17 protein-coding genes are annotated in these 23,877 nt (G+C 62.7%); 12 read left to right on the forward strand and 5 right to left on the reverse strand.

What is annotated here, in order from left to right:
* The 4 genes from DDD64_RS08750 to DDD64_RS04530 form a co-directional block, all read left to right on the forward strand.
* On the forward strand, positions 1-1,503 hold a 1,503-nt coding region (locus DDD64_RS08750), incomplete at its 5' end, for a MiiA motif-containing surface protein (protein WP_206435383.1).
* 154 nt (positions 1,504-1,657) lie between these two features.
* Complete coding sequence (locus DDD64_RS04520) at positions 1,658-2,050, forward strand: hypothetical protein (RefSeq protein ID WP_126135225.1); 393 nt, start codon at positions 1,658-1,660, stop codon at positions 2,048-2,050.
* Between the two features lie 45 nt (positions 2,051-2,095).
* The gene (locus DDD64_RS04525; protein WP_206435384.1) at positions 2,096-2,362 is read left to right on the forward strand and encodes a hypothetical protein; all 267 of its coding nucleotides are present in this window, start codon (positions 2,096-2,098) and stop codon (positions 2,360-2,362) included.
* Complete coding sequence (locus DDD64_RS04530) at positions 2,359-3,234, forward strand: hypothetical protein (protein WP_126135226.1); 876 nt, start codon at positions 2,359-2,361, stop codon at positions 3,232-3,234. The genes DDD64_RS04525 and DDD64_RS04530 overlap by 4 nt, the downstream gene beginning before the upstream one ends.
* Positions 3,235-3,256: 22 nt before the next feature.
* On the opposite strand, the gene DDD64_RS04535 is transcribed toward DDD64_RS04530, so the two are convergent.
* From DDD64_RS04535 to DDD64_RS04555, 5 genes are all read right to left on the reverse strand, one after another.
* A complete protein-coding gene (locus tag DDD64_RS04535) occupies positions 3,257-3,832 on the reverse strand; it encodes an anthranilate synthase component II (protein ID WP_126135227.1) in 576 nt (191 codons plus the stop codon).
* A complete protein-coding gene (locus DDD64_RS04540) occupies positions 3,832-5,295 on the reverse strand; it encodes an anthranilate synthase component I family protein (RefSeq protein ID WP_126135228.1) in 1,464 nt (487 codons plus the stop codon). The genes DDD64_RS04535 and DDD64_RS04540 overlap by 1 nt, the downstream gene beginning before the upstream one ends.
* Positions 5,296-5,448: 153 nt before the next feature.
* Positions 5,449-6,981 carry an ABC transporter ATP-binding protein gene (locus DDD64_RS04545; RefSeq protein WP_126135229.1) on the reverse strand — a complete coding sequence of 511 codons (1,533 nt, stop codon included), beginning with the start codon at positions 6,979-6,981 and terminating at the stop codon, positions 5,449-5,451.
* Entirely contained in the window at positions 6,978-7,838 is an 861-nt protein-coding gene (locus tag DDD64_RS04550; protein WP_126135230.1) for an energy-coupling factor transporter transmembrane component T family protein, read from the reverse strand. The genes DDD64_RS04545 and DDD64_RS04550 overlap by 4 nt, the downstream gene beginning before the upstream one ends.
* A gap of 15 nt (positions 7,839-7,853) precedes the next feature.
* Positions 7,854-8,420 carry an MptD family putative ECF transporter S component gene (locus DDD64_RS04555; protein ID WP_126135231.1) on the reverse strand — a complete coding sequence of 189 codons (567 nt, stop codon included), beginning with the start codon at positions 8,418-8,420 and terminating at the stop codon, positions 7,854-7,856.
* Between the two features lie 333 nt (positions 8,421-8,753).
* Between DDD64_RS04555 and DDD64_RS04560 the strand changes: the two genes are divergently transcribed.
* The 8 genes from DDD64_RS04560 (at position 8,754) to DDD64_RS04595 (ending at position 23,809) form a co-directional block, all read left to right on the forward strand.
* On the forward strand, positions 8,754-11,384 hold the full coding sequence (locus tag DDD64_RS04560) for a Cna B-type domain-containing protein (protein WP_164545913.1): 2,631 nt from the start codon (positions 8,754-8,756) through the stop codon (positions 11,382-11,384).
* Positions 11,385-11,588: 204 nt separating this feature from the next.
* Complete coding sequence (gene codB, locus DDD64_RS04565) at positions 11,589-12,974, forward strand: cytosine permease (RefSeq protein WP_126135233.1); 1,386 nt, start codon at positions 11,589-11,591, stop codon at positions 12,972-12,974.
* Positions 12,975-13,019: 45 nt separating this feature from the next.
* Positions 13,020-14,300, forward strand: coding sequence for a cytosine deaminase (gene codA / locus DDD64_RS04570; RefSeq protein ID WP_126135234.1), 1,281 nt, complete (start codon positions 13,020-13,022; stop codon positions 14,298-14,300).
* A gap of 933 nt (positions 14,301-15,233) precedes the next feature.
* Positions 15,234-16,046, forward strand: coding sequence for a TetR/AcrR family transcriptional regulator (locus DDD64_RS04575; RefSeq protein ID WP_164545914.1), 813 nt, complete (start codon positions 15,234-15,236; stop codon positions 16,044-16,046).
* Positions 16,043-18,514, forward strand: coding sequence for a YhgE/Pip domain-containing protein (locus tag DDD64_RS04580; RefSeq protein ID WP_126135236.1), 2,472 nt, complete (start codon positions 16,043-16,045; stop codon positions 18,512-18,514). The genes DDD64_RS04575 and DDD64_RS04580 overlap by 4 nt, the downstream gene beginning before the upstream one ends.
* 100 nt (positions 18,515-18,614) lie before the next feature.
* Complete coding sequence (locus tag DDD64_RS04585) at positions 18,615-20,489, forward strand: ABC transporter ATP-binding protein (protein ID WP_126135237.1); 1,875 nt, start codon at positions 18,615-18,617, stop codon at positions 20,487-20,489.
* Positions 20,482-22,356, forward strand: a complete 1,875-nt coding sequence (locus tag DDD64_RS04590) for an ABC transporter ATP-binding protein (RefSeq protein WP_241227375.1) — start codon at positions 20,482-20,484, stop codon at positions 22,354-22,356. Before DDD64_RS04585 ends, DDD64_RS04590 begins: the two co-directional genes overlap by 8 nt.
* A 184-nt stretch (positions 22,357-22,540) precedes the next feature.
* A complete protein-coding gene (locus tag DDD64_RS04595) occupies positions 22,541-23,809 on the forward strand; it encodes an ATP-binding protein (RefSeq protein ID WP_126135238.1) in 1,269 nt (422 codons plus the stop codon).
* The last annotated feature ends 68 nt before the right edge of the window (positions 23,810-23,877 follow it).

Raw genomic sequence — 23,877 nt, forward strand, 5'->3', positions numbered from 1 at the left:
CTCACCGATCCGGAACGCGACCAGGTCAAGGATAAGGTCAAGAAGGCCAACCCGGATCTGCCGGAGAACACCGAAGTGACTGTCGGCAAGGACGGAACCGTAACCGTCACCTTCCCCGACGGCTCCGAAACCCAAATCCCGGCCGACAAGACCGTCCGCAAGCTCAAGGACAACGAGAAGACCAAGATCAACGACCCCGAGGTAACCGGCGTTGTTGATGTCAACAAGCTCACCGATCCCGAACGTGAACAGGTTAAGAAGGCCGTCGAAAAGAAGAACCCGGATCTTCCGACGGGCACCACGATCACCGTTTCCGAAAACGGAACCGTGACCGTGACCTTCCCGGACAAGTCCACGACCACGATCACTCCCGACAAGACCGTCCGCAAGCTCAAGGACAACGAGAAGACCAAGATCAACGACCCCGAGGTAACCGGTGTTGTGGATCCGAACAAGCTCACCGATCCGGAACGCGACCAGGTCAAGGATAAGGTCAAGAAGGCCAACCCGGATCTGCCGGAGAACACCGAAGTGACTGTCGGCAAGGACGGAACCGTAACCGTCACCTTCCCCGACGGCTCCGAAACCCAAATCCCGGCCGACAAGACCGTCCGCAAGCTCAAGGACAACGAGAAGACCAAGATCAACGACCCCGAGGTAACCGGCGTTGTTGATGTCAACAAGCTCACCGATCCCGAACGTGAACAGGTTAAGAAGGCCGTCGAAAAGAAGAACCCGGATCTTCCGACGGGCACCACGATCACCGTTTCCGAAAACGGAACCGTGACCGTGACCTTCCCGGACAAGTCCACGACCACGATCACTCCCGACAAGACCGTCCGCAAGCTCAAGAACAACGAGAAGATCACTCTCAAGGATCCTGAGGTAACCGGCGTCGTCGAGCCGAACAACCTCACGCCCGAGGAACAGGACCAGGTCAAGGACAAGGTCAAGAAAGCCAACCCCGACCTCCCCGACAACACCCAAGTAACTGTCGGTAAGGACGGAACCGTAACCGTCACCTTCCCCGACGGCTCCGAAACCCAAATCCCAGCCGACAAGACCGTCCGCAAGCTCAAGGACAACGAGAAGACCAAGATCAACGACCCCGAAATCACCGGCGTCGTCGATCCCAACAACCTCACGCCCGAGGAACAGGAGCAGGTCAAGGACAAGGTCAAGAAAGCCAACCCCGACCTCCCCGACAACACCCAAGTGACTGTCGGTAAGGACGGAACCGTAACCGTCACCTTCCCCGACGGCTCCGAAACCCAAATCCCAGCCGAGAAGACTGTCAAGCTTCTCGTCCCGGCCGATAACGGCAACAACGGAAATGCTGATAAGGGCGATAAGGGTAACAAGCCGGATGCCTCCAAGCCCACCAAGATCAAGAAGGTCAAGAAGCTGCAGCACACCGGTGCTGATGCGACACTTGGGCTCTTGGCCGCGGCCGCTGCGGTGGCTGCCGGTGGGGCCCTGGTCGCTGGGCGTCGTCGTCGCTAAAAAGTTTCACGAACGTGATCGTGTGATTACGTAGAAACGAAAACTAACGCTCCCCGGGATCGGCTGAAATTTCAGCCTTTCCCGGGGAGCGTTGTATTCACAGCCACATCCGCACCCGCATCAGTAAAATATCTCACGAGGAGTTTTCGCTACCATGCACACCGCAGCCCGCTACGGATCGCTCGCAAGTTCTTTCGTTTTACTCACGCTATGCCTCGGCACCCTAGCTCTCAACCTGACGGACACCTGGCACTTCACACCCGGAACCGCCACGCCCGCGGTTTTTGTTGCGGCCACACTCCTGCTGGCCGCCGCGGGCACCGGCTCCACCTTCGCCCTCGCCGGCAGGACCCGAGCCAGTATCGCCTACGCACTATGCGCGGTAGCGCTCTGCGCGGGCGTCGTTTCGTTGTGGCTCGCGAGCGGCCCCGAAACACTTAACCTCATCGGCGCCGCAGCCTGGATAGTCGGCTCCCTGGGCGTCTGCGCTTCAGCACTCCGCGCCTGCCGCTCCACTCGGCCCGGGGCCTGTGCACCGCGGGCGTAGTGTCCCTTGCCCCACACATTAGCGTCAGCATATACTGACGCCGCGGTGGTTGAGTCTCAGCAAAGCGTACGGCCGCAGGCGGGTGATTCCGCAGCAGTTTCCCCAGCCGATCCTGCCGTGATAGCGGAAAAGCTGCGCGCGGCCCACGCCATGCGGGTGGAGGCTGATCGCATCACGAAATACTACGTCGAGGAAGCGGTGCGCGCGGGCATGTCCTGGAGCGATATTGGCCGTTGCCTCGGGGTAACCAAACAATCAGCCCGTCGCAAATACGCGGCGGGGCTGCCGCGCGACCTAAGGAACCCGTCATGAAACTCCCCGCCGCCGCTGCCCTGCAGCTCATCCAAAACTCCGCTTTCGAAGCGCGCCGTGCCTGGCGTGAGGAAATCACCCTCGTTGATGCTTTCCTCGCCTTGCTCGCCAGTGGTGGCAGCGCCAGCCGCGTCTGCGCCCGTGCCGGCCTCACCCTGCGCGCCGCGCGTGAACACGCTAGTCAGCTCCACGCGCAGCGCCTCGAAGAATTTGGGTTACCGCCCGTGCAGTTACGTGAACGCACCCGAACTGAGATTTTCGACGACGCCGCAGAGCTCGCCCCACCCGCGGACCTACAGAAATTCCTCAGTGGAAAATTCCCGGGCAATGATTATCACTGTGGGGTGGCCGTCCGCTTGCTTCGCGATGAAGCATCGTGCCGCGAGATTGTGGAACGCGCTGGAATTAACCTTGAGCAACTCATTGCCGCGCTTGATGCAGCCGAACCTCTAGCCCAGCCCCACCGCGTGAGCGGCACACAACGGCTGCGGATCTACCTGCCAACCAGCGCCCGCAAAGTACGCGAATACGCCGCTTCCCTGGAATTCGCCGCATCCAATTTTGCTGATGTGTCCCACGATGGATCTGACTGGGTGCTCCGCTACGCGGGCGCGGAAGGACAGCCTACCGTCTGGGAATATTCCGGAACGCAGAAACCTCCCAAGCAACAGTCCCGCCGCTTCGCTCTGCTCGCAGAAAATGATCCGGAAGCAGCATCAAGTGCTACCGGTGAAGGCTGCTTCGTCACCCTGACAGAGAGTTTCGGGCAGCGCGGCTTTCTTTCCCGAATCCTCTTTCGGATGTTCCTCGGCACGATGATTCTTACAAACCAAGCTAATTACCTAGCAGATCGAGTGGCACGCTCCGAGTAACGGGCGGGGTACGACGCCGCAGCTACCGACACCGCGCGAGGAAATTCGCCATGATTGTGCGCCCGCAGGGGGTGAGGATCGATTCGGGATGGAATTGCACCCCGAATACCGGGAAGCGGCGGTGCTCCACCGCCATGACTTCCCCGTCCCCCACACAGCGCGCGGTTACGGCCAGGTCATTACCGAGGGTATCGTCCTTGACGGCAAGGGAATGGTAGCGGGCCACCATTTCTTTCTCCTCGCACCCCGCAAAAAGCGTGCTGGACGTATCCATGCGCGCCGGCCGGGCGATGCCGTGCACCACTTCCGCGGCGTAGGTCACGGTAGCTCCGAAGGCTTCACATATAGCCTGGTGCCCCAGGCACACCCCGAGGATGGGGTATTTTCCGGCCAGCTGTTCCACCAGCGGCATGGATACCCCGGCGTCGCGGGGGAAACCCGGGCCGGGGGAAATAATAATTCCGTCCGGAGCCAGCGCGTCAATCTCCGCCACACTCAGGGCGTCGTTGCGAACCACCTTGACATCCGGGCGGAAAGTTCCGACCAGCTGCACCAGGTTGTAGGTGAATGAATCGTAGTTATCAATGATGAGGATCATTAGCATTCCTCCAGCTGGGCGGCGTCGTGCAAAGCTTCCAAAACGGCCGCGGCCTTATTGAGTGTTTCTTGGTATTCGGTGGCAGCTACGGAATCCTGGACGATGCCCGCGCCGCTACGCGCGTAAACCGTGTTCCCGATTTTGTAGGCGATGCGGATACCGATGCAGGTATCGAGGTTCCCGGAAAAATCGAGGTAGCCGATGGCCCCGCCATAAATACCGCGTTTATTTCCTTCGAGGTCGTTAATGAGCTGGCAGGCGCGAATCTTCGGTGCCCCGCTCAGGGTGCCGGCCGGGAGAATTGAGGCGACGGCGTCGAGGGCATCGAACTCCGGGCGGATTTTCCCGCTCACCGTGGAACCAATATGCATCACGTGAGAGAAACGCACCACGTCATGGAAGCGATCCACATTGACAGTGCCAAATTGTGCCAGGCGCCCGATATCGTTACGCCCCAAATCCACGAGCATATTGTGTTCGGCTAATTCTTTCGGATCCGCCAGCAATTCCTCTTCCAAGCGGGCATCCTCCGCGGGGGTGGCCCCGCGCGGGCGGGTACCGGCCAGCGGGAAGGTGAAGAGGGTGCCGTCCTCCAATTTCACCAGGGTTTCCGGGGAGGCCCCCGCCACCTCAATATTGTGCCCGCTGAAATAGAACATATACGGAGAAGGATTAATAGTGCGCAGCACCCGGTAGGTATCAATAAGGGAACCGGTGAATTCCGCGCGCAAACAATTGGAGAGCACGATCTGGAAAATATCACCCTCGTGAATATAGTGCTTGGCGCGTTCCACCATCGCCACAAACTCCGCCTCGTTAAGCACGGGAGTGATCGGCCCGGTCAGCTGCCCGGACGTATCGGCCACCGGCTCACCGTGCAGAAGCAGCTGGGCCAAGTCACGTAATTCTTCAGTAGCGCGCGGGTAGTCTTCCTCGAGGTTATCGAGCCCCACCACTTTGATTAATATGATTTTTTGGCGGAAGTTATCGAACGCAATAACGGTGTCGAAAAGCATGAGATCGACATCATTAAAACCCTCGTCGTTAGGGGCATCGAGCCGCAGGGTCGGTTCGGCATATTTCACGTAGTCATAAGAAAAATATCCCACGAGTCCACCGGCGAAAGGCGGCATCCCCGGGATTTTCGGGCTGCGGTAGCGGGCGAGAACCTCACGGATCGCATCCGACGGGGAATCATACACAGCTGGTTGATCATTAATCCGCACCTGCCCATCCACGCAGGTAATTTCGAGTTTCGGGTCATAGCCGAGGAACGTGTAGCGCCCCCATGTTTGATCCTGGCCTGCCGATTCGAGCATATAGACGTGATCGGAAACGTTTTTGAGGATCTTCAGGGCGGTGACGGGCGTGAGGGAATCGGAAAGAATTTCGGTGGCGACGGGCGCCGCGCGGTACTCGGATCCGAGAGCGCTCAGTTCAGCGAGGGCAGGGTAAAACTGCATAATTATCCTTTGTGATAACACTGCGGGTGGTCGTGAATTCTGGGGTCACGTCAGGCACGGTGCGCTAACGTGCGGGGAAGAAAAATTAGGCGCGCCATCGACGCCAGCCGGCGCCCAGCGCCGCAAGCTTTGCACAACCCGTATCCATACCCGTCACTTTAGCAGGCCGAATAGCTCCGCGCGCTGCGTTCCACTTTCCGGATCGCGCGGTTCAAGATGCAGCTCGTTATCGGCCACTTCGTTAATGAACTCCGGATCGTGGCTGATCACCAGCACCGTGGCTCCGCGCGCTGCAAGCGCGCGGATGTGAGTGGAGATGGAGCGGAGGTGCCGATAATCCACCCCGGATGTCGGTTCGTCAAAGACATAAAAGTCGGCATGGGCGACCGTAGCATTGGCGACGACGAGGCGCTGCTTCTGGCCGCCCGATAACGTCGCCGGATGCCGATCCACCACCTCGCCTAATCCGAGGTCGGCCAAGACCTGCTCGATGCGTTCTTCACTCACCCCAGAATTCCCCAGCGCCACTTCCCCGCGCACGGTTTCCGCGAAAAGCTGGCGGGTCACATCCTGCATCACCAAACTGGAATGGCGGAGCCGCTCACGCCCCCGGCATACTTTCCCGCCGAAAGAAATTCGCGCGCCCGATTCCGGATGGGCCAGGCCGATGAGCACCCGCGCCAGGGTAGTTTTCCCGGCCCCGTTAGGCCCCGTTAGCGCAGTGACCTGCCCAGCCGGAATCTCCACCCGCTCCAGATTAAGCACCTCGTGGGGGCCGTAAGCAAAGCGCACCGCCTCGGCTACCACGCCCGGGGTGCTAGGCGCGCCGGCAGCCGCGCCGGCGTCGTCGCCCTTCTTCCCGGTGGCGGGCACGCGCGCCGCGCATTCGGGGACCCGCAAGGTCCGCAGGCCCAAGCCAATCCGTTCCGTTTCTTCCATCGCGAAGAAATCCGCGGCCGGGTAACGCCCGGTGATGCGCCCGCCGTGCATGACGACGACGCGATCAGCCACGCCGCGCAGCGGATACAGGCGATGTTCAGCGATGATTGTGGTCCACCCGCGGCTCTTGAGTGCGCGGACGACCCGGGCGAACTGGCCGACCATCTCGGGGCTGAGATTGGAGGTTGGTTCGTCGAAAAGGAGGATACGATGCGGGCCTACCAGCGCGGCAGCACTCGCCACCAATTGCAATTCACCGCCGGACAGCGCGGCGAGACGCCGCGGGAGAAAACGCTCGATATTCCAGGTGGTGGCAGCCTGGGCGATGCGTTCCGCGATAAGATTCGGGGCGTCACCGGCATTTTCACCGGCGAAGGCAAGCTCTTCCAACACTTTCGCGGTGAAGAATTGCGCGCGCGGGTTTTGGAAAACGGTGCCGGCCGCGCGCCCGAGTTCCTGAATCGGGGTGGCGGTGGTGTCATGCCCGGCCAGGCGCACCGTGCCGTGCAACTCGCCGGGGTAAAGCTCCGGGATAAGGCCGTTGAGGAGTTTGAGAATCGTGGATTTCCCCGAACCCGATGGCCCGGTAATAAGGGTGCAGGAGCCTTCCGGAAAGTCGAGGTCAATATCGCACACCCCGCAGTCAGCGGCGGGAAGTTCGGGATCGCTCTGGTAGGTGAAAGTAACACCGCGCAGGTAGGTGGCGGCGGCCGCGGTTTCGGGGGCCGGTTTTTCAGGCACGCTCATCGCACTCCTCCCGGGGTGAAGCTGATATTGACGAGGTAGTAGCGCGCCACGATGAGAGCCGCGATCACCGCCAGCCACAGCGCATCCACCCAGGAGAACCGCAGGCGATGCAGCGAGGTGGGGCGCGTGCGCGATCCGAGGCCGCGCAGAGTTCCCGCGGCGGTCATATCGTCGGCAATGCGGGCGCAGGAGGAAAGGAGCGGGACCAGGATAAATTCCAGGTAGCGCAGCGGGTGGAACAGGGCACTCCAGCCCATAGCCAGGCCGCGCAGTGCCATCGCCTCGCGCACCGCTCGGTATTCGGAAACCACGATAGGTAGGAAACGCAGCAGCACCGTGACCGGAGCGGTGACCGCCACCGGGATATGGAGAGCGCGCAGCGCGGCCACTAGCTCGCCGGGCACCAGAACCGTGAGAGCATAGCCGGCCAGGGCCGCCGCCGCGCACAGCTTGAACATCCAGAAGCCCAGGGCCACGAAAAATGCGCCCGGGGCGGACGGCCCGATCAAACTCGGGAGGAAAATAAGGAAGATCCAGAAAGATTCCACCACGAGGACGCCCAGGGCCAGTTTCACCCGGCCATTGCTGATAAGCGCGAGCGCGGCAACCATCACCACGATGACGGCGAGCAAGAAACTGCCGCGCGTCATGACCAGCGCATTGCCTACCAGTACGAGGAGGAGAACAGTGCGCGGGTCTGGCCGCCAGCGCCGGCGCCGATCCAGACTCAGAATCGCGCCGGCATCGAGAACCGCGGGCACCCCGGTGCCGGGCAGTGCGGAAACGCCGGTAGCGGAAGCGAGCGGGCCGCGAGCGCGCGGGCCCGCGGCGTCGTCGTTAAAAACTGTGGAATCCACCGGAACCTCGCAGCGTTAGCGCGCGACGCCGGACGTGCGGAAATGGCGGCGCAGCACCGAATCGCCGAAGAAACCGCCGATAATTCCGAGCACGAACACAGCCACGCCCCACGTGGCAATCATCCCTGGGGAAAGGAACCAGCGTAGGCCGTCCGCGTATTCGGTGCCCATGGAGCCGGCGATGTACTGGTAGTAGCCTTCCGCGTCGGTGAGCACCGGGAACCACGGGGCGACGTACCACAGCGACATCAGTGCGTAGCCGAGGATCTTGAGGTACCGCTTACCACGCGTGAAGAGGTAATCGCCCAGCATCCCCAGGCCGAAGGTGAGCAGCACGGTTACCCAGGGATGGCCGGTGAGCACCATGAGCGCGCCTACGAGCAGCGCCATCAGCCCCAGGGTGCCGAATTTCGGGGCGCGTGCTTTGAAGAGGAAAACGACGACGCCGTTGGCGATAATCCCGAGCGCGTAGCCCACGAACATCATCGCCGGGTTGATCACGCCCAGCATCCCAAAGCCGAAAAGAACAACGAAATAGATGGCGGTAAAAACGCCAATATTAATAAAGTCTTTGGTTTTCACGGTGAGTCACTCCTGAACGAAGTAGTGAAGAACAACGCGCCCTGAGATTAGGGCACCCTAACTTAAACTTTCGGGGATTAACTGTAGCGCGATCTGAGCGTGCGTCAATAGGACGATCTGACCTATGAGCGCGATGGCGAACGCGGTGCCGAGCGCACCGGCAAGCACAACGGGGCATTTTCGCAGCCCCTTGTGGGACCTGCCGCGAAACACACCACATCACCCGCACCGCACCCGCACCGCACCAAGCGGAAGAGTATTCTGAGATATGTATAGTTTTTATTTAGAACGCGACTGGCGGCGTTTTTTATGACCACTCCGAAGGAGGCAGCTGTGGTCAGAAAATTCTCCGGCGCCCTGAGCGCCCTTATTATCGGCTTATTAGCGGTGATTGCACCGCTTCCTGCCGCACTTGGGGAACCTGGATCGGCCACTCCATCCACGTGGGCGGAGCTGGTCACCACAGGTTCCCAAGCGGGTGCGGTAAGTGCCACCGTTTCCAATAAGTTGACAGTTGCCGCGGATGCACCCGTGCTACGAGTTCCGGTCGGCACCCACCTCACCCTCACCGGGAGCGGCGAGGTGACCGGGGCGGATCTACCGGCCGTGCAGGTGGAGAAAGGCGGCACCCTCACACTGGCCGGCCCTTCATTCACCCGCACCCAATTCGTGGTAGAGGGCACGCTTGAGGTGAACGCAGGGTCGATTCACGATACGGCCCTCACCGGCCCGGTGGTCTTCGTGAAGGGCGGGGAACTGAATTTCAGCGGCACCGCTGATTTCTCGCGGAATTCCAGCGCGCCCCAGGGTGGTACGCTCGGGCCGAACGGCGTTGCCGCGGAAAAGTATGCACCGATTACCGCTTACGGCGGGTCTGTCACCATCAGCGGCGGCACAATCAGCCAGAATTCCGGCTTGCTTCGCGGTGGCGCCATTGGGGTGTGGGGCAGCGCGAAGCAGCCCGCGAAACTCACGATCAGCGGGGGCACTCTGAGCAAGAACACAGTCAGCAACCCAAGTTCCAACGGCTTTGGCGGGGCGGTCTTCACCAAAGGCTCCACGGTGGAACTGAGTGGCGGCACGCTCAGCGGTAATACCACTGAATACGGTGGAGCGCTCGCCCTCATGCAATCCACCTTCACTATGAACGGTGGGGAAATCAACGGAAACTCCAATGGCGAATACAAGGGCTTTGGCGGCGGTATTCTTATCGACGGTGGCAAGGCAACGTTCACTGGCGGCACCGTCTCCGGTAACACCGCTAACGGTTTCGGTGGCGGCCTCAATATCCTGAACGCCACCGCCTCGATCTCCGGACTAACCGTTACCGAGAACACCGCGCTGAAATCCGGTGGAGGTATCTCCTTCGGAGGCACTACCCGTGCCGTCATCAACGCGGCAATTATGCGCGGCAATACCGCCACGGGATTCTGGGGCGGCGGTGCCATTTACAATGACACCAAGGCACACCTCACGATGCACAACACCGTTATTCGCAATAACCACATCAAGGATATGCGCTTGGTTGGAGCCGGAAACCGCCCGCCCGGCGCTCAGGGCGGCGGGTTGTGGAACTGCCCCACCGGCACCACCACCATGCATATCACCCGGGGCGTGGCTATTTTCGATAATTCCGCACCCGATGCGGGCAAGGACAAGCAGTACAAGGGCGCTGGCGATGACTTCTTCAGTGTTGCCAAGCACGAATTCGATAACCCAACGCCCGTGGCTGGCCAGCCTGTTACCGTGACCGAGCGGATGCTGGGTGGCTCGCCGCGCGCCTGGTTCCAGGACGGCTCCGCCTACGGCATTCACGCTAATTGGCCAGCGGAGAAGCAGCTGCCGCGCTACCAGGAAGGCGGGCAGAATACCGCGATCCCCTTCGGCCAACCGATTACTGATAATAAAGCCTTCAAGTCGGTTCCTAGCGCGGAAGCGAAGTCCCTGGCGGGAGTATTGGCAAGCGTCATTATCGAAAATAACAATGCCACCAATGTAGGTATTAGCGGCGGCGGCATCACCAATAACGGCGAGCTGATTTTCGGTGAGGATGACATCTGGAAGCTGCGTGTCACGAAGGCATGGGAGGGCGACGACGCCGCCACCCGCCCCGAGTCCATCACACTAGACGTGCTGGTAGGCGGGCATAAACTCCAGGAGGTCACGCTCACCGCCGCGCAGCAGTGGACGGCCGATATCCCCAACTTCCCGAATCCGGCCACGCTTATCGACGCGGCGACCGGCAAGCAGCTCCCCATCGAATTCCGCGAACACGGCGCCGAAAATTCCCCGTACACGCTGCGCACCACCGCCACCACGGCGGATGACGGCGCGAAGCTGTACACGGTGGCGCTCACCAACACGATGTCCACCGAAGTTTCGGTGGCTAAGAAATGGAACGACGACGCCGCGCCTGCCGGCCTGCGCCCCGATAAGGTCACGGTCGAACTCCTTGATGTCGGCCAGCCGGTGGGCCAGAGCATTGAGCTGAGCGCCGCGAATGGTTGGACCGGGACCTTCACTGATCTCCCGGTCTATCGCGAGGGCCGCAAGGCGGTGTACTCGGTGCGCGAGGTGCCGGTTCCCGGCTACACCACCGTAATCAGCGGTGATGCGGCCAGCGGGTACGTGATTACTAATACCCATACACCTCCACCTCCGACTACGGAGCCTCCGACGCCGCCGACCACTCCCCCGGCGCCGCCCACCACGGAGCCACCCGCTCCGCCAACAACGCCGCCGGCTCCCCCAACGACGCCACCGAGTACACCTCCGGTGACTCCGCCGGCCAGCACACCTCCGGCTACGACTCCGCCGAACACACCTCCGGTAACTCCGCCGGCCAATCCGCCGCGGATTGTGCGCACCGGCAGCGACGCCCGTTCCGGGGTAGCCCTGGCGGGCACAGCACTGCTAGCGGGCCTCGGAATCCTGGCGTGGCGCCGGCTCCGCGCTGAGCGCTAACGAGCCCTGCGCCTTACCCACGGGGGTGGTACATCGCACCGCGATGTACCACCCCCGCCGTCGTCGTACCTTTAAATGCCAGCCACGCTACTGAGAGCCGTTTCACGCCGAAAAAATTTCCCTCCGGCGCGGGAGAGGAATATGCTATTGGCAATTTGAGCCAAAATCAGGAAGGCTCAGGAAAATTCGGAGGCACACGCACTTATGTCCGTGACGGAAACGACAACCACGACCGCCACTTACCCGATTGATCACCCTATCGATGGGAATCTCACCGTTCCCGCCAGTTCCGGCGTTTCCGGTGTTCCTGATTCCGCAGGAGTTAACAACCGGCCGGACGAGGATTTCTCATTCGGAGTTGTTCCCACTTCAAGCCGACGTTCCTTTTGGGCCGTCGGCTTTGTTATGCTCGGCTTCACTTTCTTCTCCGCGTCCATGTCGGTCGGAGCGAAGCTCGGCATCGGCCTAGACCTGGGCGGCTTCGTGGCCGCCGTCTCCATCGGCGGTGCCATCCTCGCCACCTTCACCGGGGCGCTGGCCTACGTGGGCGCGAAAACCGGGATGGGCGTGGACGAACTCGCCCGCCATTCCTTCGGCCGCTTCGGCTCCTTCCTTCCCTCCTTCCTCATCGCCTTCACCCAGATGGGCTGGTTCGGCGTGGGGGTGGCCATGTTCGCCATCCCCACCGCGGAAATCCTCAATATTAGTCCCTGGCCGATCGTGCTGATCGCCGGCGGCCTTATGACCGCCTCCGCCTACTACGGCATCAAGGCCATCGAGATCGTCTCCTTCATCTCCGTGCCGCTCATCGCCGGGCTGGGCACCTACTCGATGGTGACCGCCACGGTGGACGGCGGCGGCCTCACACGCATCTTCGCCAACACCAGCGGCATGCCGGTGATGGTGGGAGTTGGCCTGGTGGTCGGATCCTTCATCTCGGGCGGCTCGGCCACCCCGAACTTCACCCGCTTCGCCGGCTCCGCGAAATCCGCGGTTATCACCACCGTTATCGCCTTCCTCCTCGGCAACACCCTCATGTTCTCCTTCGGCGCGGTGGGCGGTGCCTTCACCGGCAAGGACGACATCTTCTACGTGATGATCGCTCAGGGGCTGGCTATCCCGGCCCTTATCGTGCTGGGCGCCAATATTTGGACCACGAATAACAACGCCCTCTACACCACCGGCCTGGGCTTCGCGAATATGACGAAGCGCCCCAAGAAGCCGCTGGTTATTATCGCCGGCATCCTCGGCACCCTGTGCGCGCTGTGGCTCTACGACAACTTCGTGGGCTGGCTGAGTTTCCTCAACGCCACCCTGCCCCCGATCGGCACCGTGCTGGTGGCCGACTACTTCGCTAACCGCCGCGCCTACCACGCCATTGTGGAGGCGGTGGAAACCGGTCGGATCTGCGCCGCGGATACCTCGAACACTTCAGCGACCCGCGCGGTGGCCTGGCCTGCGGTTATCGCGGTGGCTGCCGGGGCCCTGGTGGGCTGGACCATCCCGGTGGGGATTGCCTCGCTCAACGCTATCGTTGCCGCGCTGGCCGTGTATTTCGCTGGCCGCGGCGTCGTCGCCACAATGAAGTAACCGCCCGCGCACCGCACTGCACCCGCGCAACCGAAAGGAGCATCCGTGAGCACCCAGATTTTCCGGAATCTGCGCATCGAAAACGCTGACCACCTGTCCGATATCACCGTGACCGACGGCATCATCACCGCGATCACATCCGCAGCTTCGGCCCCCGCCCCCGTGTCCGGTACGACGGCGCAGCCGGGTCACGCGCCAGCCGTGCAAGTCCGCGACTTCGGCGGGCGCCTGGCCCTGCCCCCCATCGTGGAATCTCACGTCCACCTGGACACCACGATGACCGAGGGAGATCCGCATCCCAACGAATCGGGCACCCTCTTCGAGGGCATCGAGATCTGGTCGCAGCGCAAGGCAAAGCTCACGGTGGAGGACGTCAAGGAGCGGGCCATGCGGGCGATCCGCCAGCAGGTGCGTTTCGGGATCCAATACATCCGCTCCCACGTGGATATCAATGACCCCAAGCTCACCGCGCTGCACGCGCTACTCGAATTGCGCGAGGAATTGCGCGACCACGTGACCTTGCAGCTGGTGGCGTTCCCGCAGGAGGGCATTGAATCCTATCCGCACGGGCGCGAGCTACTGCGCACCGCCGCCGAGCTGGGTGTGGACGCCATCGGCGCCATCCCGCATTACGAATTCACCCGCGAATACTCGGTGAGCTCGCTGAATTACGCGGTGGGACTCGCGCAGGAATTCAACCTCCTCATGGACGTGCATTGTGATGAGATCGACGACGGCGCTTCGCGCGGCCTGGAAACCTTAGCAACTCGGGCCTACGAGGCGGGTATCGGGGAGAAAGTCACGGCCTCGCACACCACGGCCATGCATTCGTATAACAATGCCTATTTCATTCGGCTGCTGCGGCTGCTCAAGATGAGCGGAATCAATTTCGTCTCCAATCCGATGGTGAATACCCATCTGCAAGGCCGGACGGATACGTACCCGAAGCGCCGCGGCGTGACGCGGGTCAAGGAGCTGACGGAGGCGGGCATCAACGTGTCCTTCGGGCAAGACGATATCGTCGATCCGTGGAATCCCCTGGGCACGGGGTCGCTGCGCGATGTCACCCTCATCGGCCTGTACGTGACCCAGATGATGGGGGCGTCCCAGATCGATCAGTCCTACCGCTTCATCACCCATAACGGAGCGCGCACGCTCCACCTGCCTGATTACGGGATCAACGTGGGCAACCCGGCCAATTTCATTGTGCTGGGGGCGCAGTCCTGGCGTGAGGCCCTGGCGTTCCACGCGCCGGTGGTGGCTTCGTACCGGCGCGGCGAGCTGCTTTTCGAGTCCACCGAGCCGGAGCGCGCCTGGCATTTCTAAGCGCTTGCTTTGCGCGTGCGTGCGCGTGTGGCGAGCGCGTGTGCGTGTGGCGAGCGCGTGTGCGTGTGGCGAGCGCGTGTGCGCGTGTGCGCGCGTGGTTTTCCCGGACCCTCGGCCAAGTGACAGGCCGGGGGTTCGGTGAATTTAAGCCGGTGGCCGGTGGCCGACGGCCGGCGGGTGCTGAGCCACTCTCGGACAGCCTGCGGGCTGCCCGCTGCGATTTTCTGCGAGCATGGCAGTCAGCAAGTGGCAACCGCCGACCTCCAGATCACAAAATGCAACGGCAACTACATTAACTTTTCTAAATCATGCGCTGGTGTTGCTTTCTGTGAGCCCCTGCCTTGAGGTGTTGCTTTCTGTGAGCCCCCACGCTGAGGCGTTACATTCTGTAAAGCCCCGCGCCGAGGCGTCGCATTCCGAAAAGACCCCGTGATAAGACGTTGCTTTTCAGGAGACCTCGTACCAAGAGGTTGCATCTTGCGAGCCAAACTGTCGAGACGTTACTTTTTACGTGGCCCCATGCCGGGACGTTGCTTTCTATTCACTATCGCCACAGTGCGTTGCTTTTTGTGAAACCGACGGCGACACTAACCACGCACCATCACCCCAACTCACAAAGTGGTACTGGAGCTACAACCAACACCCGATTCCCTGTCAGCTAGTACCACTTCATAAAAGCCGATGTCGTACAGGACCACTGTGCCCTCACCTCACGGACCAGAAGTCCAGCCACCCCCAGCACCCCGCACAACCAGCCCTCCACACCAACTCGACACACCAACTCGACACGCAACTCGACCCACCAACCCACCACACCAGCGAAGCAGAGTCTTTTTCCAGGGTGTACTTCGCATGTACGACATCCGCACTACACCCCAGACAACACATACCACCCCCTTGCGCCGCCTATTTTACATGTGTAAATTAGATAACATGACAAAGGTACACGCAGACATTCCACGTGGCGGCACGAGCGGAACGCCGAACGCAAACCAACACGATACCCTCGGCCCCGCCGGGGACGACCCGCGCGCCCGGCGCTCCTACGAGGCCCTGGTGCACGCCGCCGCCTCCCTCATTGATAGCGGCGCCGCTATTGACGACCTCACCGTCTCCTGGATTACGCGGGAAGCCGGGGTCACCCGCCCCACCTTCTACCAGCATTTTTCCGGGATCAGCCAGCTGGTGCGCGCCGTCGTCCTCACGCGTCTCCACGCGATTTTTGACGCTACCCCGGTTCCCACCTCAGAAGAACCTTCGCTTGACGTGCAGCGGCAGGTACTCCTCCCCATGCTCACCACACTGCTTGAGCACCGCAACCTCATTGTCGCAACCCTCACCAGCTCCGCAGCTCTCGGTAGCGCAGCTCCGATTATCGCGGCCATTCGTGATCGCCTGCTCAGCGCCCCGGCCATTCGCGCCCGCGGCCGCGTCATGTTCGGCGCGTCTGCACCGGAGGCGCCGCGTCCGAACGGCAACGCGCCAGCGCACATAAGCACGCCAGCGCGAACAAGCGCACCAACGGTCCCGCCCGCACTGCCCGCGCCGCCCGCGCCGGCTGCCCAGCCCGGCTCCTATCCTCCGCCCTCGAAAGCGGAGATGGACTTTGCTTCTATGGTGGCCGCCGGCCTGCTCTGGCGCGTGCTCCACTGGATGACCGAAGAACCCGCAGATCCCCGGGATCTTCCCCGCCTCGCCACCGAAGTGGGCAGTTTTACCCGCGCCGCCTATGGAGAACACTCATGAGCAAATCACGAAGCACCACCGCGCAGCCCGGCACGCCGCGCGCAGCAACCGAAACAGCACCAACTCCGCAGCCGCTCGCGCAGCCTGCCCCTTCCCGTAGCTGGCGGGAGCGCATCCGCCCGGCGATTATCATGTTCGGGCTCGCCATTATTCCCATGATCTACGCGCTGATTCTCACCGGCGCCTACGATGACCCCCTCGGCAACCTCAGTGAGATCCCGGCCGCGATTGTGAACGAAGACCGCGGCACACAACTGGATGGATCCGAGGTGAATCTAGGCGCAACGATCACCACCAAGCTCCTGGAAACCGAGGAACGCCAGAACTTCCAGTGGCGGGAATACTCGGCCGCGGAAGCCACCCAGAAACTTGCAAATGGCGAGGTCTACGCGGTGCTCAGCATTCCGGCGTCGTTTTCCAACGATGCTACCTCGGTGGCGCGCGGCCCCGGCGCTGCCACCCGTGCCCGGCTTTCCTTCGTCACCGACGATGCCCTTAACTATATTGTCGGCAATGTAGGACGCGTCATCGCCTCCACCGCCACGGCGGCGGTTTCGGAGGAAGTGTCAGCCGAATACCTTGACGGCATCTATCTCTCCTTCGGGACGCTGAGCGAGCAGCTCCGCGCCGCGGCAGGCGGGGCCGGAGAGCTGGGTGCCGGGCTGCACGATGCTAGCCGCGGCGCAACCCGACTCACAGCTGGGGCCGACGAACTGGCCGAGGGTGCCGGGCGCCTCGCCACCGGAACGGAAACCGTGGCTGCCGGCGTGGGGCGTTTGAACGACGGCGCAGCTCAGCTCGCCGCCGGAGCGGGCGATGCCGCCGGCGGGGCGGGCGCCCTCAGCGAGGGAGTATCCCGGGTAGCCGAGGGGGCCAGTACTGCAAGCCTTGCGGCCGGCCAGCTCCGGGACGGAGCTACGCGCAGCGCCGCGGGCCTCGATACCCTGGCGGCCGGTAGCCGCGATCTGGCCGCGGGCAGCCAGAAAGTTGCGGAAGGGAACGCCGCGCTGGCGGAGGGCACTAGCCAGGCCCTAGCCGGAGCGCAGCAGCTGAGTGCCGGATCGGAGAAACTTACCGGCGGCCTGAGCACCCTCAATGACGGCCTGAGCACCCTTATCGCTATGTTCGATGTACTGCCCCCGGAAGTGGTGAAAGCCAAACTCTCCGAAGCGCAGGCCGGCACCGCGCGCCTTCTTGAGGGATCCACCCAGCTCCAGGGAGGAATCGCCACCCTCGTCGGCGGCGGGTCTGACGCGGGCCTTGGGCCTGACGCGGGCGGCGAGAGTGGCGGATTGACCGCGCTTGCCAGCGGGGCGCAGGCCGCGAGCGCCGGAGCGGCACAGCTCAAAGACGGCGCCGCCCAGCTGGCCGCGGGCACGGAGCGCGCCGCCGCGGGAGCCCAGCAAGCTCTTGCTGCCACCACGGAATTTGCCCAGCAGCTTGATACTCTCGCCACAGGAAGTACCCGGGCGGCCACCGGAGCCACCCGCCTCGCGGACGGGACCGCGCTTCTCGCCACCGGAAGTAGCGAACTGGCCAACCGCGCCCCCGAACTAGCCGCCGGGGCGCGGGCCGCCCACAGCGGGGCCGCCCAGGTGAGCAGCGGCGCCACCGCGCTTGCGAATAACCAGGGAACTCTGCGCGATGGCCTGCATACCCTGCGCGAGGGTGCCGCCACTCTAGAAGTGAAACTCTCTGAAGGCGCGGAAAAAATCCCGGTCTACACCCCGGGCGAATCGGAAACGATGCAGCGGGTGGGCGCCACCCCGGTGGAGTTGAGTACCACCCGCGCTCATCCCGTCAGCGATTTCGGTGCGGCAGTCGCCTGCTACTTCATCGCGCTGGCGATGTGGGTTGGCGCTATCGGCCTCTACCTCATGAGGCCCCCTCTCTCGCGCCGCCTCGCGGCGGCGCGAGTATCAGGGCTGACGCTCGGACTTGGTTCGGTTGCTATCGGGGCACTTATGGGAATCGTGCAGGCGGGCCTGCTGGTTGGGATACTGCACTTCTTCGGGAATGTGGACCTCATCAACCCCGGCGCCACCTTCGCTATCTGCATCACCTCTTCACTGGTGTATATCGCGATTAACCAGGCCCTCATTGCGCTCTTCGGAGCCCCGGGGCGGTTCATTGCGCTTCTCATGATCGTGATCCAGTTGGGAGCGGCTGGCGGCATCTACCCGGTGGAAACCGCCCCGGGCTTCTTCCGGGCCGTCCACCCGCTGCTGCCCGTCACTCACACTGTTAACGCGCTGCGGGCCGCGATTGCGGGTGGCCCGATTGATACCGGTACCTATGCGGGTGTGCTCGGGTTGTGGTTCGCCGCCTCGGTGTTGGCCACCGTCCTCGCCGCCATCATCACAAGACGGCGCACCGGCCACCCCGACACGTCCCGGCCCCGCGAGGCGAAAGTCGGTAGCGGCGTCGTCGTACCAAAAAATGAGGAGGCCCTCGCTACTGCCCAGTAATTTCTGAGTCCTATTTACCGCTAGGTAAGGGGAGCCTAATATGGAGGTGCTCCGCGGATCGCCCGCGGGGCACCTCTCCTACTGTTCGCGGAGGAATGGGATGACGGCTCAACTCACCCACGCAGATGCCGGCACCGCCCCGAACGGCGGCGCCGCCACGCGTGTCGATACGTATAAAGAAAAACGCGCGCAAGGACAGCGCGCCCTCAAAGAACTCATGGCACCGATTGCCCCGCGCCTGGCGCTCGGCCGCTTCGTAGCGGTGTGCTCCTCACTCGTGGCCGTGGCGCCTTTTATTGCGCTGGTGCGCATCGGTGACATTCTGCTGCCGGCCTGGCGCGCGGGAACCCCGATAGATAACGCGGCGCTCAGCTGGAATGTCAAACTTCTTGCCGGGGCTTTTTGCACCCAGCTTTTCCTCTATTTCCTGGCGCTGAGCATCACGCATTTCGCGGATCTCAAACTCCGCGGCCTGCTCCAAGAGCGCATTATCGCGCAGATTTCGCGCGCGCCGCTCTCGTGGTTCTCCCGGGCGCGTTCGGGGCAGATCCGCAAGGCGATTCAGGCCGACACCACCACGCTACACACCCTGGTGGCGCACGCCCCGGTGGAAACCACGGCCGCGGTGGCCACCCCGCTGGCCCTCGCCATTTTTGCCTTTACCGTGAATTGGCGGCTGGGGCTCCTCACCCTCATCCCGCTGCCTTTCTATTTCGCGGCGCAGATTTTCATGATGCGGGATATGGGCGAAAAGACCGCGGAGATGGATGACCGGCTCGGCTACCTCGCCGCGCGCGGGGTGGAATTCGTGGAAGGCATCCAGGTGGTCAAGAGCTTCGGCAAAGTCGGCCACGCACACCGCGCTTTCGCCCGCGCCGCCGATGATTTCGGGAATTTCTACTGGGACTGGTGCGGCCCGATGCTGAAAGGCTCCGCGCTGGCGATGTCCTTCATTTCCGCGCCGGTGGTGCTGCTTGTCAATATGGGGCTCGGCTCGCTGATTCTGGCCGCCGGCGCCGCCACCCTCCCCGAGGTCATCGCCTGCTCCCTCATCGGCCTCATCGTCCCGCTCACCTTCGACACCCTCTCCACCAGCATGTGGTCCTACCAGCTGGCCGGTAATTCCGCGCTGCGCATTATCGAGGTGACGAGCGTGGAGCAACTGCCCCGGCTAGAGGCCCCTACCGAAGAATCCGAAGCCCCAGCGGCCGCACCCACCCGGGAGGCCGCGGGCGGCGTCGCCCCCGCGCACGTGGTGTTCGACAACGTTAGCTATTCCTATCCGCGCGCCGGGCGCACCATCCAGGCCCTCGACGGCGTCTCCCTCACGCTGCGCCGCGGCACCGTGACTGCCCTGCTCGGCCCGTCCGGTTCGGGCAAATCCACCCTGGCGACCATGCTCGCGCGTTTCCGCGACCCGGATAGCGGGCGGGTGCTCCTCGACGGGCGTGACCTGCGCACACTCTCCGAAAAAGACCTGTACGCGCGGGTGGCTTTCGTGCTGCAAGACGCGCAAATGCTGCGCATGTCCGTGCGCGATAACATTCGCCTCGCGCGTCCCGATGCCGACGACGCCGCCATCGAGCACGCGGCCCGCGCCGCCAATATTTGGGAGGATATCTGCGCCCTTCCCGCGGGGCTGGACACCGTGCTCGGGGAAGATACCGCGATGTCCGGAGGTCAATATCAGCGCCTGGCTATCGCGCGGGCGCTGCTGGCCGACGCCGATCTGCTTATTTTGGATGAAGCGACCGTAGCCACCGATCCGCAGTGCGAAGCGGAAATCCAAAGCGCCCTCAATCGTCTGGTGGCCGGGCGCACCGTGCTCGTCATCGCCCACCACGCCGAATCGGTGCTCGGGGTGGATCAGGTGTGCATTTTGGAACAGGGGCGGATATCCGCCCTGGGTACCCCGGAGGACGTAGCCACGCATCCCTTCTGGGTGCGGCTCATGGAAGGACGCGAAGATGCCTAACGCGAAGAATCCTCACAACTCCCCCGCTACGAATACGTACGGCGGGCACACGCGCACCGGGCATACCGGACACACGCATACCGGGCACACGCACACCGGGCGTTTCTCCGATCCGCTCCTCGTGCACGCCTACGGCTCGGTCCTCACCGAGGAAGGCCACGGCTACTACCGCCGCTCCATTGCCCTGGTCATTCTGTCCGGAATGATCGAAGGACTCGCGCTGCTCACCGTGGTGCCCCTGGCGCTGACCTGGTCTACCGGCACCCCCACCCTCGGCCTCGGCGTGGGCGGCTGGATCAGCGTACTCGCCGCGCTCGCGGTCACCGGGCTACTCACCGCTTACGTCCAAGCGGTGATGGCCTACACCGCCGCGATGGACGTGATCCGGCACAGCCTGAGCCTGCTAGGCGACCAGCTCTCCCGCCTACCGCTGGGATGGTTCCGCTCCGGCTGGGCCGGCACGCTCTCCCGCCTCGTCACGGACGGACTTATGGCTATCGGCCAGGGCATCGCCCATTTCACCACCCCGATTATTCGCAATGCCACCGCCGCGCTGGTGCTGCTGGTGGGCATGTGGATCTGGCAGTGGCAGCTGGGACTCGCCCTCACGGTTGCTTTCCCACTGCTGTGCGCGCTGGCCGCCGCGGCACGGGTATTACGACGCCGCTCCGAGCTGGCCACCAGCACCACCGAAAGCGACCTGGCGGACCGGATCGTGGAATACGCCCGGTGCCAGCCCATCCTGCGGGCCACCGGCCAGGCCGCCACGTTCGCGCCGCTCCATACCGCCGTCAAGGCGAATCTCGCCGCCCAGCGCCGTTCGCTGTGGCTGGGCATCGCCGCTAACCTCCTTTCCGGGGTGGGCGCGCAGCTACTGGTGGTTAGCCTCATCGCGCTCGCGGTGCATCTGTGCACGGGCGGGCTTCTTAATCCGGCGGCCACCCTCGCCTTCCTCGGGGTAGCGCTGCGCTTCATGCGGAATCTGGAGGATTTCACCTCTTTCGTTATGGCAACGGAGGTGGCCCGCACTCCGCTCGAATCCATGCACGAGGTGCTTGATGCACCTGTGCCCAGCGAGCCGGCCAGCGACGTCGCCCTTCCCACGCCCGGCGAAGTTGCCCTCACGGACGTTCGTTTCGGGTACCGCGCGGATACCCCGGTGCTGAACGGCGTGAGTTTCACGGCCCAGCCGGGCACCCTCACCGCGATCGTGGGGCCGTCCGGGGCGGGCAAATCCACCCTCTTCCGCCTCATGTGCCGCTTCTGGGACGTGGACGGCGGCAGCGTAAAAATCGGCGGCGTGGATGTGCGCGATCAAACGACGGCGCAGCTCATGGCGCAGCTGTCCATGGTGTTCCAGGACGTGTACCTCTACGATGACACCCTCGAAGCGAATATCCGGGTGGGCCGCGAAAACGCCACGGATGCCGAAGTGCGAGCGGCGGCGGATATGGCCGGCGTGAGCGATATTGCCGCGCGGCTCCCCGGCGGCTGGGAGAGCCCGGTGGGTGAGCGCGGCGGAATGCTTTCCGGCGGGGAACGCCAACGAGTCTCCATCGCGCGGGCGCTCCTCAAGCACGCTCCCATCGTGCTTTTCGATGAGGCCACCTCGGCCCTCGATCCGGAAAATACCGCCGCTATCCGGGCCTGTATTCAGCAGCTGCGCCAGGAGGCAACGGTGCTGGTAATTGCCCATAAGCTGGAAACGGTGCAGGGTGCGGACCAGATCGTGGTGCTCGACGCGGGCGGTACCGTGCGCGAAGTGGGCACCCACGCACAATTGCTGGAAAGCGGCGGGCTCTACCGGAAATTCTGGGAGGATCGACGGCGCGCGGCCGGCTGGCAGCTGGGCGCCCCTGCGGAGTAACGCTGACTAGCCCGGGCGTAAAGCTCGCAGCCAGGCGGCAAGGTTCTGCGCCGCCTGGCTGCGGGCCCGCGGACCTGAATCCTACATTTTGCAACGTAGAGCACCTACAAATTGCAACGTAACCGCCCTACATTTTGCAACATAAACACTCTACATTTTGTAACACAACCTCTAAACTGAGGATATGGACACTGAAATCGTCGCGGGAATTCCCTATCTTCCCCGCACCTTAGATCGCCTGGTCGTGCGAGCCCTTGCTTCCTCACGAGCACTTGTTATTGAGGGTCCGCGCGGCTGCGGAAAGACGATGACGGCTTTGCGACACTGTGCATCCTCTATTTTTCTTGACACTCCTCAGGCACAGCAGCTCGCACAAATAGCCCCGGAAGCACTTTTAGAAGGCGAACGCCCCCGCTTGCTTGATGAATGGCAGGTCAATCCGAACCTGTGGAATATGGTGCGCCGGGCGGTGGATTTTTCCCCAGGCTTTGGACATTTCATTCTCACCGGCTCTTCCGTTCCGGCAGATGATATTACCCGCCACACCGGTGCCGGGCGCTTCACCCGCGTTCGCCAACGCACAATGACCTGGCAAGAAAAGGGATGCAGCTCAGGTGCAGTCTCCCTCGAAAAGCTCCTCGCGGGGGAAGGCATCACTACCGATGTGAGCACCTCTTCTCTCGATTCGGTTATCGCTTCTGTGCTGCGTCCCGGCTTTCCCGGGATGCGGGAATTGGCACCCGAACCTGCCGCGTTCGCGCTCACCAGCTACCTACAGGAAATCGCACATGCCGACATTCCCCGGATTATCACCCTGCGCCAAGACCCGCAGCTCATTTTGCGTCTCCTCACATCTTTGGCCCGGTCGGTAGCAACCGAGGTTTCCATTAGTACTCTCAAAAAAGACCTCGACGCCATTTTCCCCTCGTCAAGCCGCCAAACAGTCGCCACCCTACTTGATGCACTACAGCGATTATTCGTGGTAGACGCGGTTCCCGCTTGGTCAGTCCGACTTCGTTCCAAAGCTCAACTACGACTATCACCCAAGTACCATCTAGCCGATCCAGCACTCGCGTGTGCGGCACTCAGCGCGGATAGCTTCGCACTACGCCATGATGTAGAAACGCTAGGTTTCATTTTCAAATCAGCAGTTGTGCACGACCTCAGCGTTTTCGCTGAAACACTGGGCGGTCACGTACGCCATTACCGCGATTCTTACGGCCATGAGATCGACGCCGTCCTGGAATTCCCCGGCGGTATATGGGCTGCCATCGAAGTGAAACTCGGAGGTGGACAAATCGCCCAGGGCGCCCACAGTCTCAAAAAAGCGGTGGAGCAGATCGCACCGGAACGCGGCGAACCCGCTTTCCTCGCTGTTATCACCGGCACGGGAATAACCGGGCCAGCTGGCGAAGGTGTCATCACTTTCCCGCTCAGCGCGCTGGGCCAGTAGCTCCCACCCCGCTCCGCCGCAGCACCGCCCCCACGCATACTCATACCAACCCCCGGATTTTCAAGCAT

Origin of the sequence: Actinotignum sanguinis, assembly GCF_003957255.1 — a bacterium.
Lineage (GTDB): Bacteria > Actinomycetota > Actinomycetes > Actinomycetales > Actinomycetaceae > Actinotignum > Actinotignum sanguinis.

Coding starts and splice junctions, on each gene's coding strand:
- DDD64_RS04520 (WP_126135225.1), top strand. CDS start 1,658: ATGCACACCGCAGCCCGCTACGGATCGCTCGCAAGTTCTTTCGTTTTA.
- DDD64_RS04530 (WP_126135226.1), top strand. CDS start 2,359: ATGAAACTCCCCGCCGCCGCTGCCCTGCAGCTCATCCAAAACTCCGCT.
- DDD64_RS04535 (WP_126135227.1), bottom strand. CDS start 3,832: ATGATCCTCATCATTGATAACTACGATTCATTCACCTACAACCTGGTG.
- DDD64_RS04540 (WP_126135228.1), bottom strand. CDS start 5,295: ATGCAGTTTTACCCTGCCCTCGCTGAACTGAGCGCTCTCGGATCCGAG.
- DDD64_RS04545 (WP_126135229.1), bottom strand. CDS start 6,981: ATGAGCGTGCCTGAAAAACCGGCCCCCGAAACCGCGGCCGCCGCCACC.
- codB (WP_126135233.1), top strand. CDS start 11,589: ATGTCCGTGACGGAAACGACAACCACGACCGCCACTTACCCGATTGAT.
- DDD64_RS04575 (WP_164545914.1), top strand. CDS start 15,234: ATGACAAAGGTACACGCAGACATTCCACGTGGCGGCACGAGCGGAACG.
- DDD64_RS04580 (WP_126135236.1), top strand. CDS start 16,043: ATGAGCAAATCACGAAGCACCACCGCGCAGCCCGGCACGCCGCGCGCA.
- DDD64_RS04585 (WP_126135237.1), top strand. CDS start 18,615: ATGACGGCTCAACTCACCCACGCAGATGCCGGCACCGCCCCGAACGGC.
- DDD64_RS04590 (WP_241227375.1), top strand. CDS start 20,482: ATGCCTAACGCGAAGAATCCTCACAACTCCCCCGCTACGAATACGTAC.
- DDD64_RS04595 (WP_126135238.1), top strand. CDS start 22,541: ATGGACACTGAAATCGTCGCGGGAATTCCCTATCTTCCCCGCACCTTA.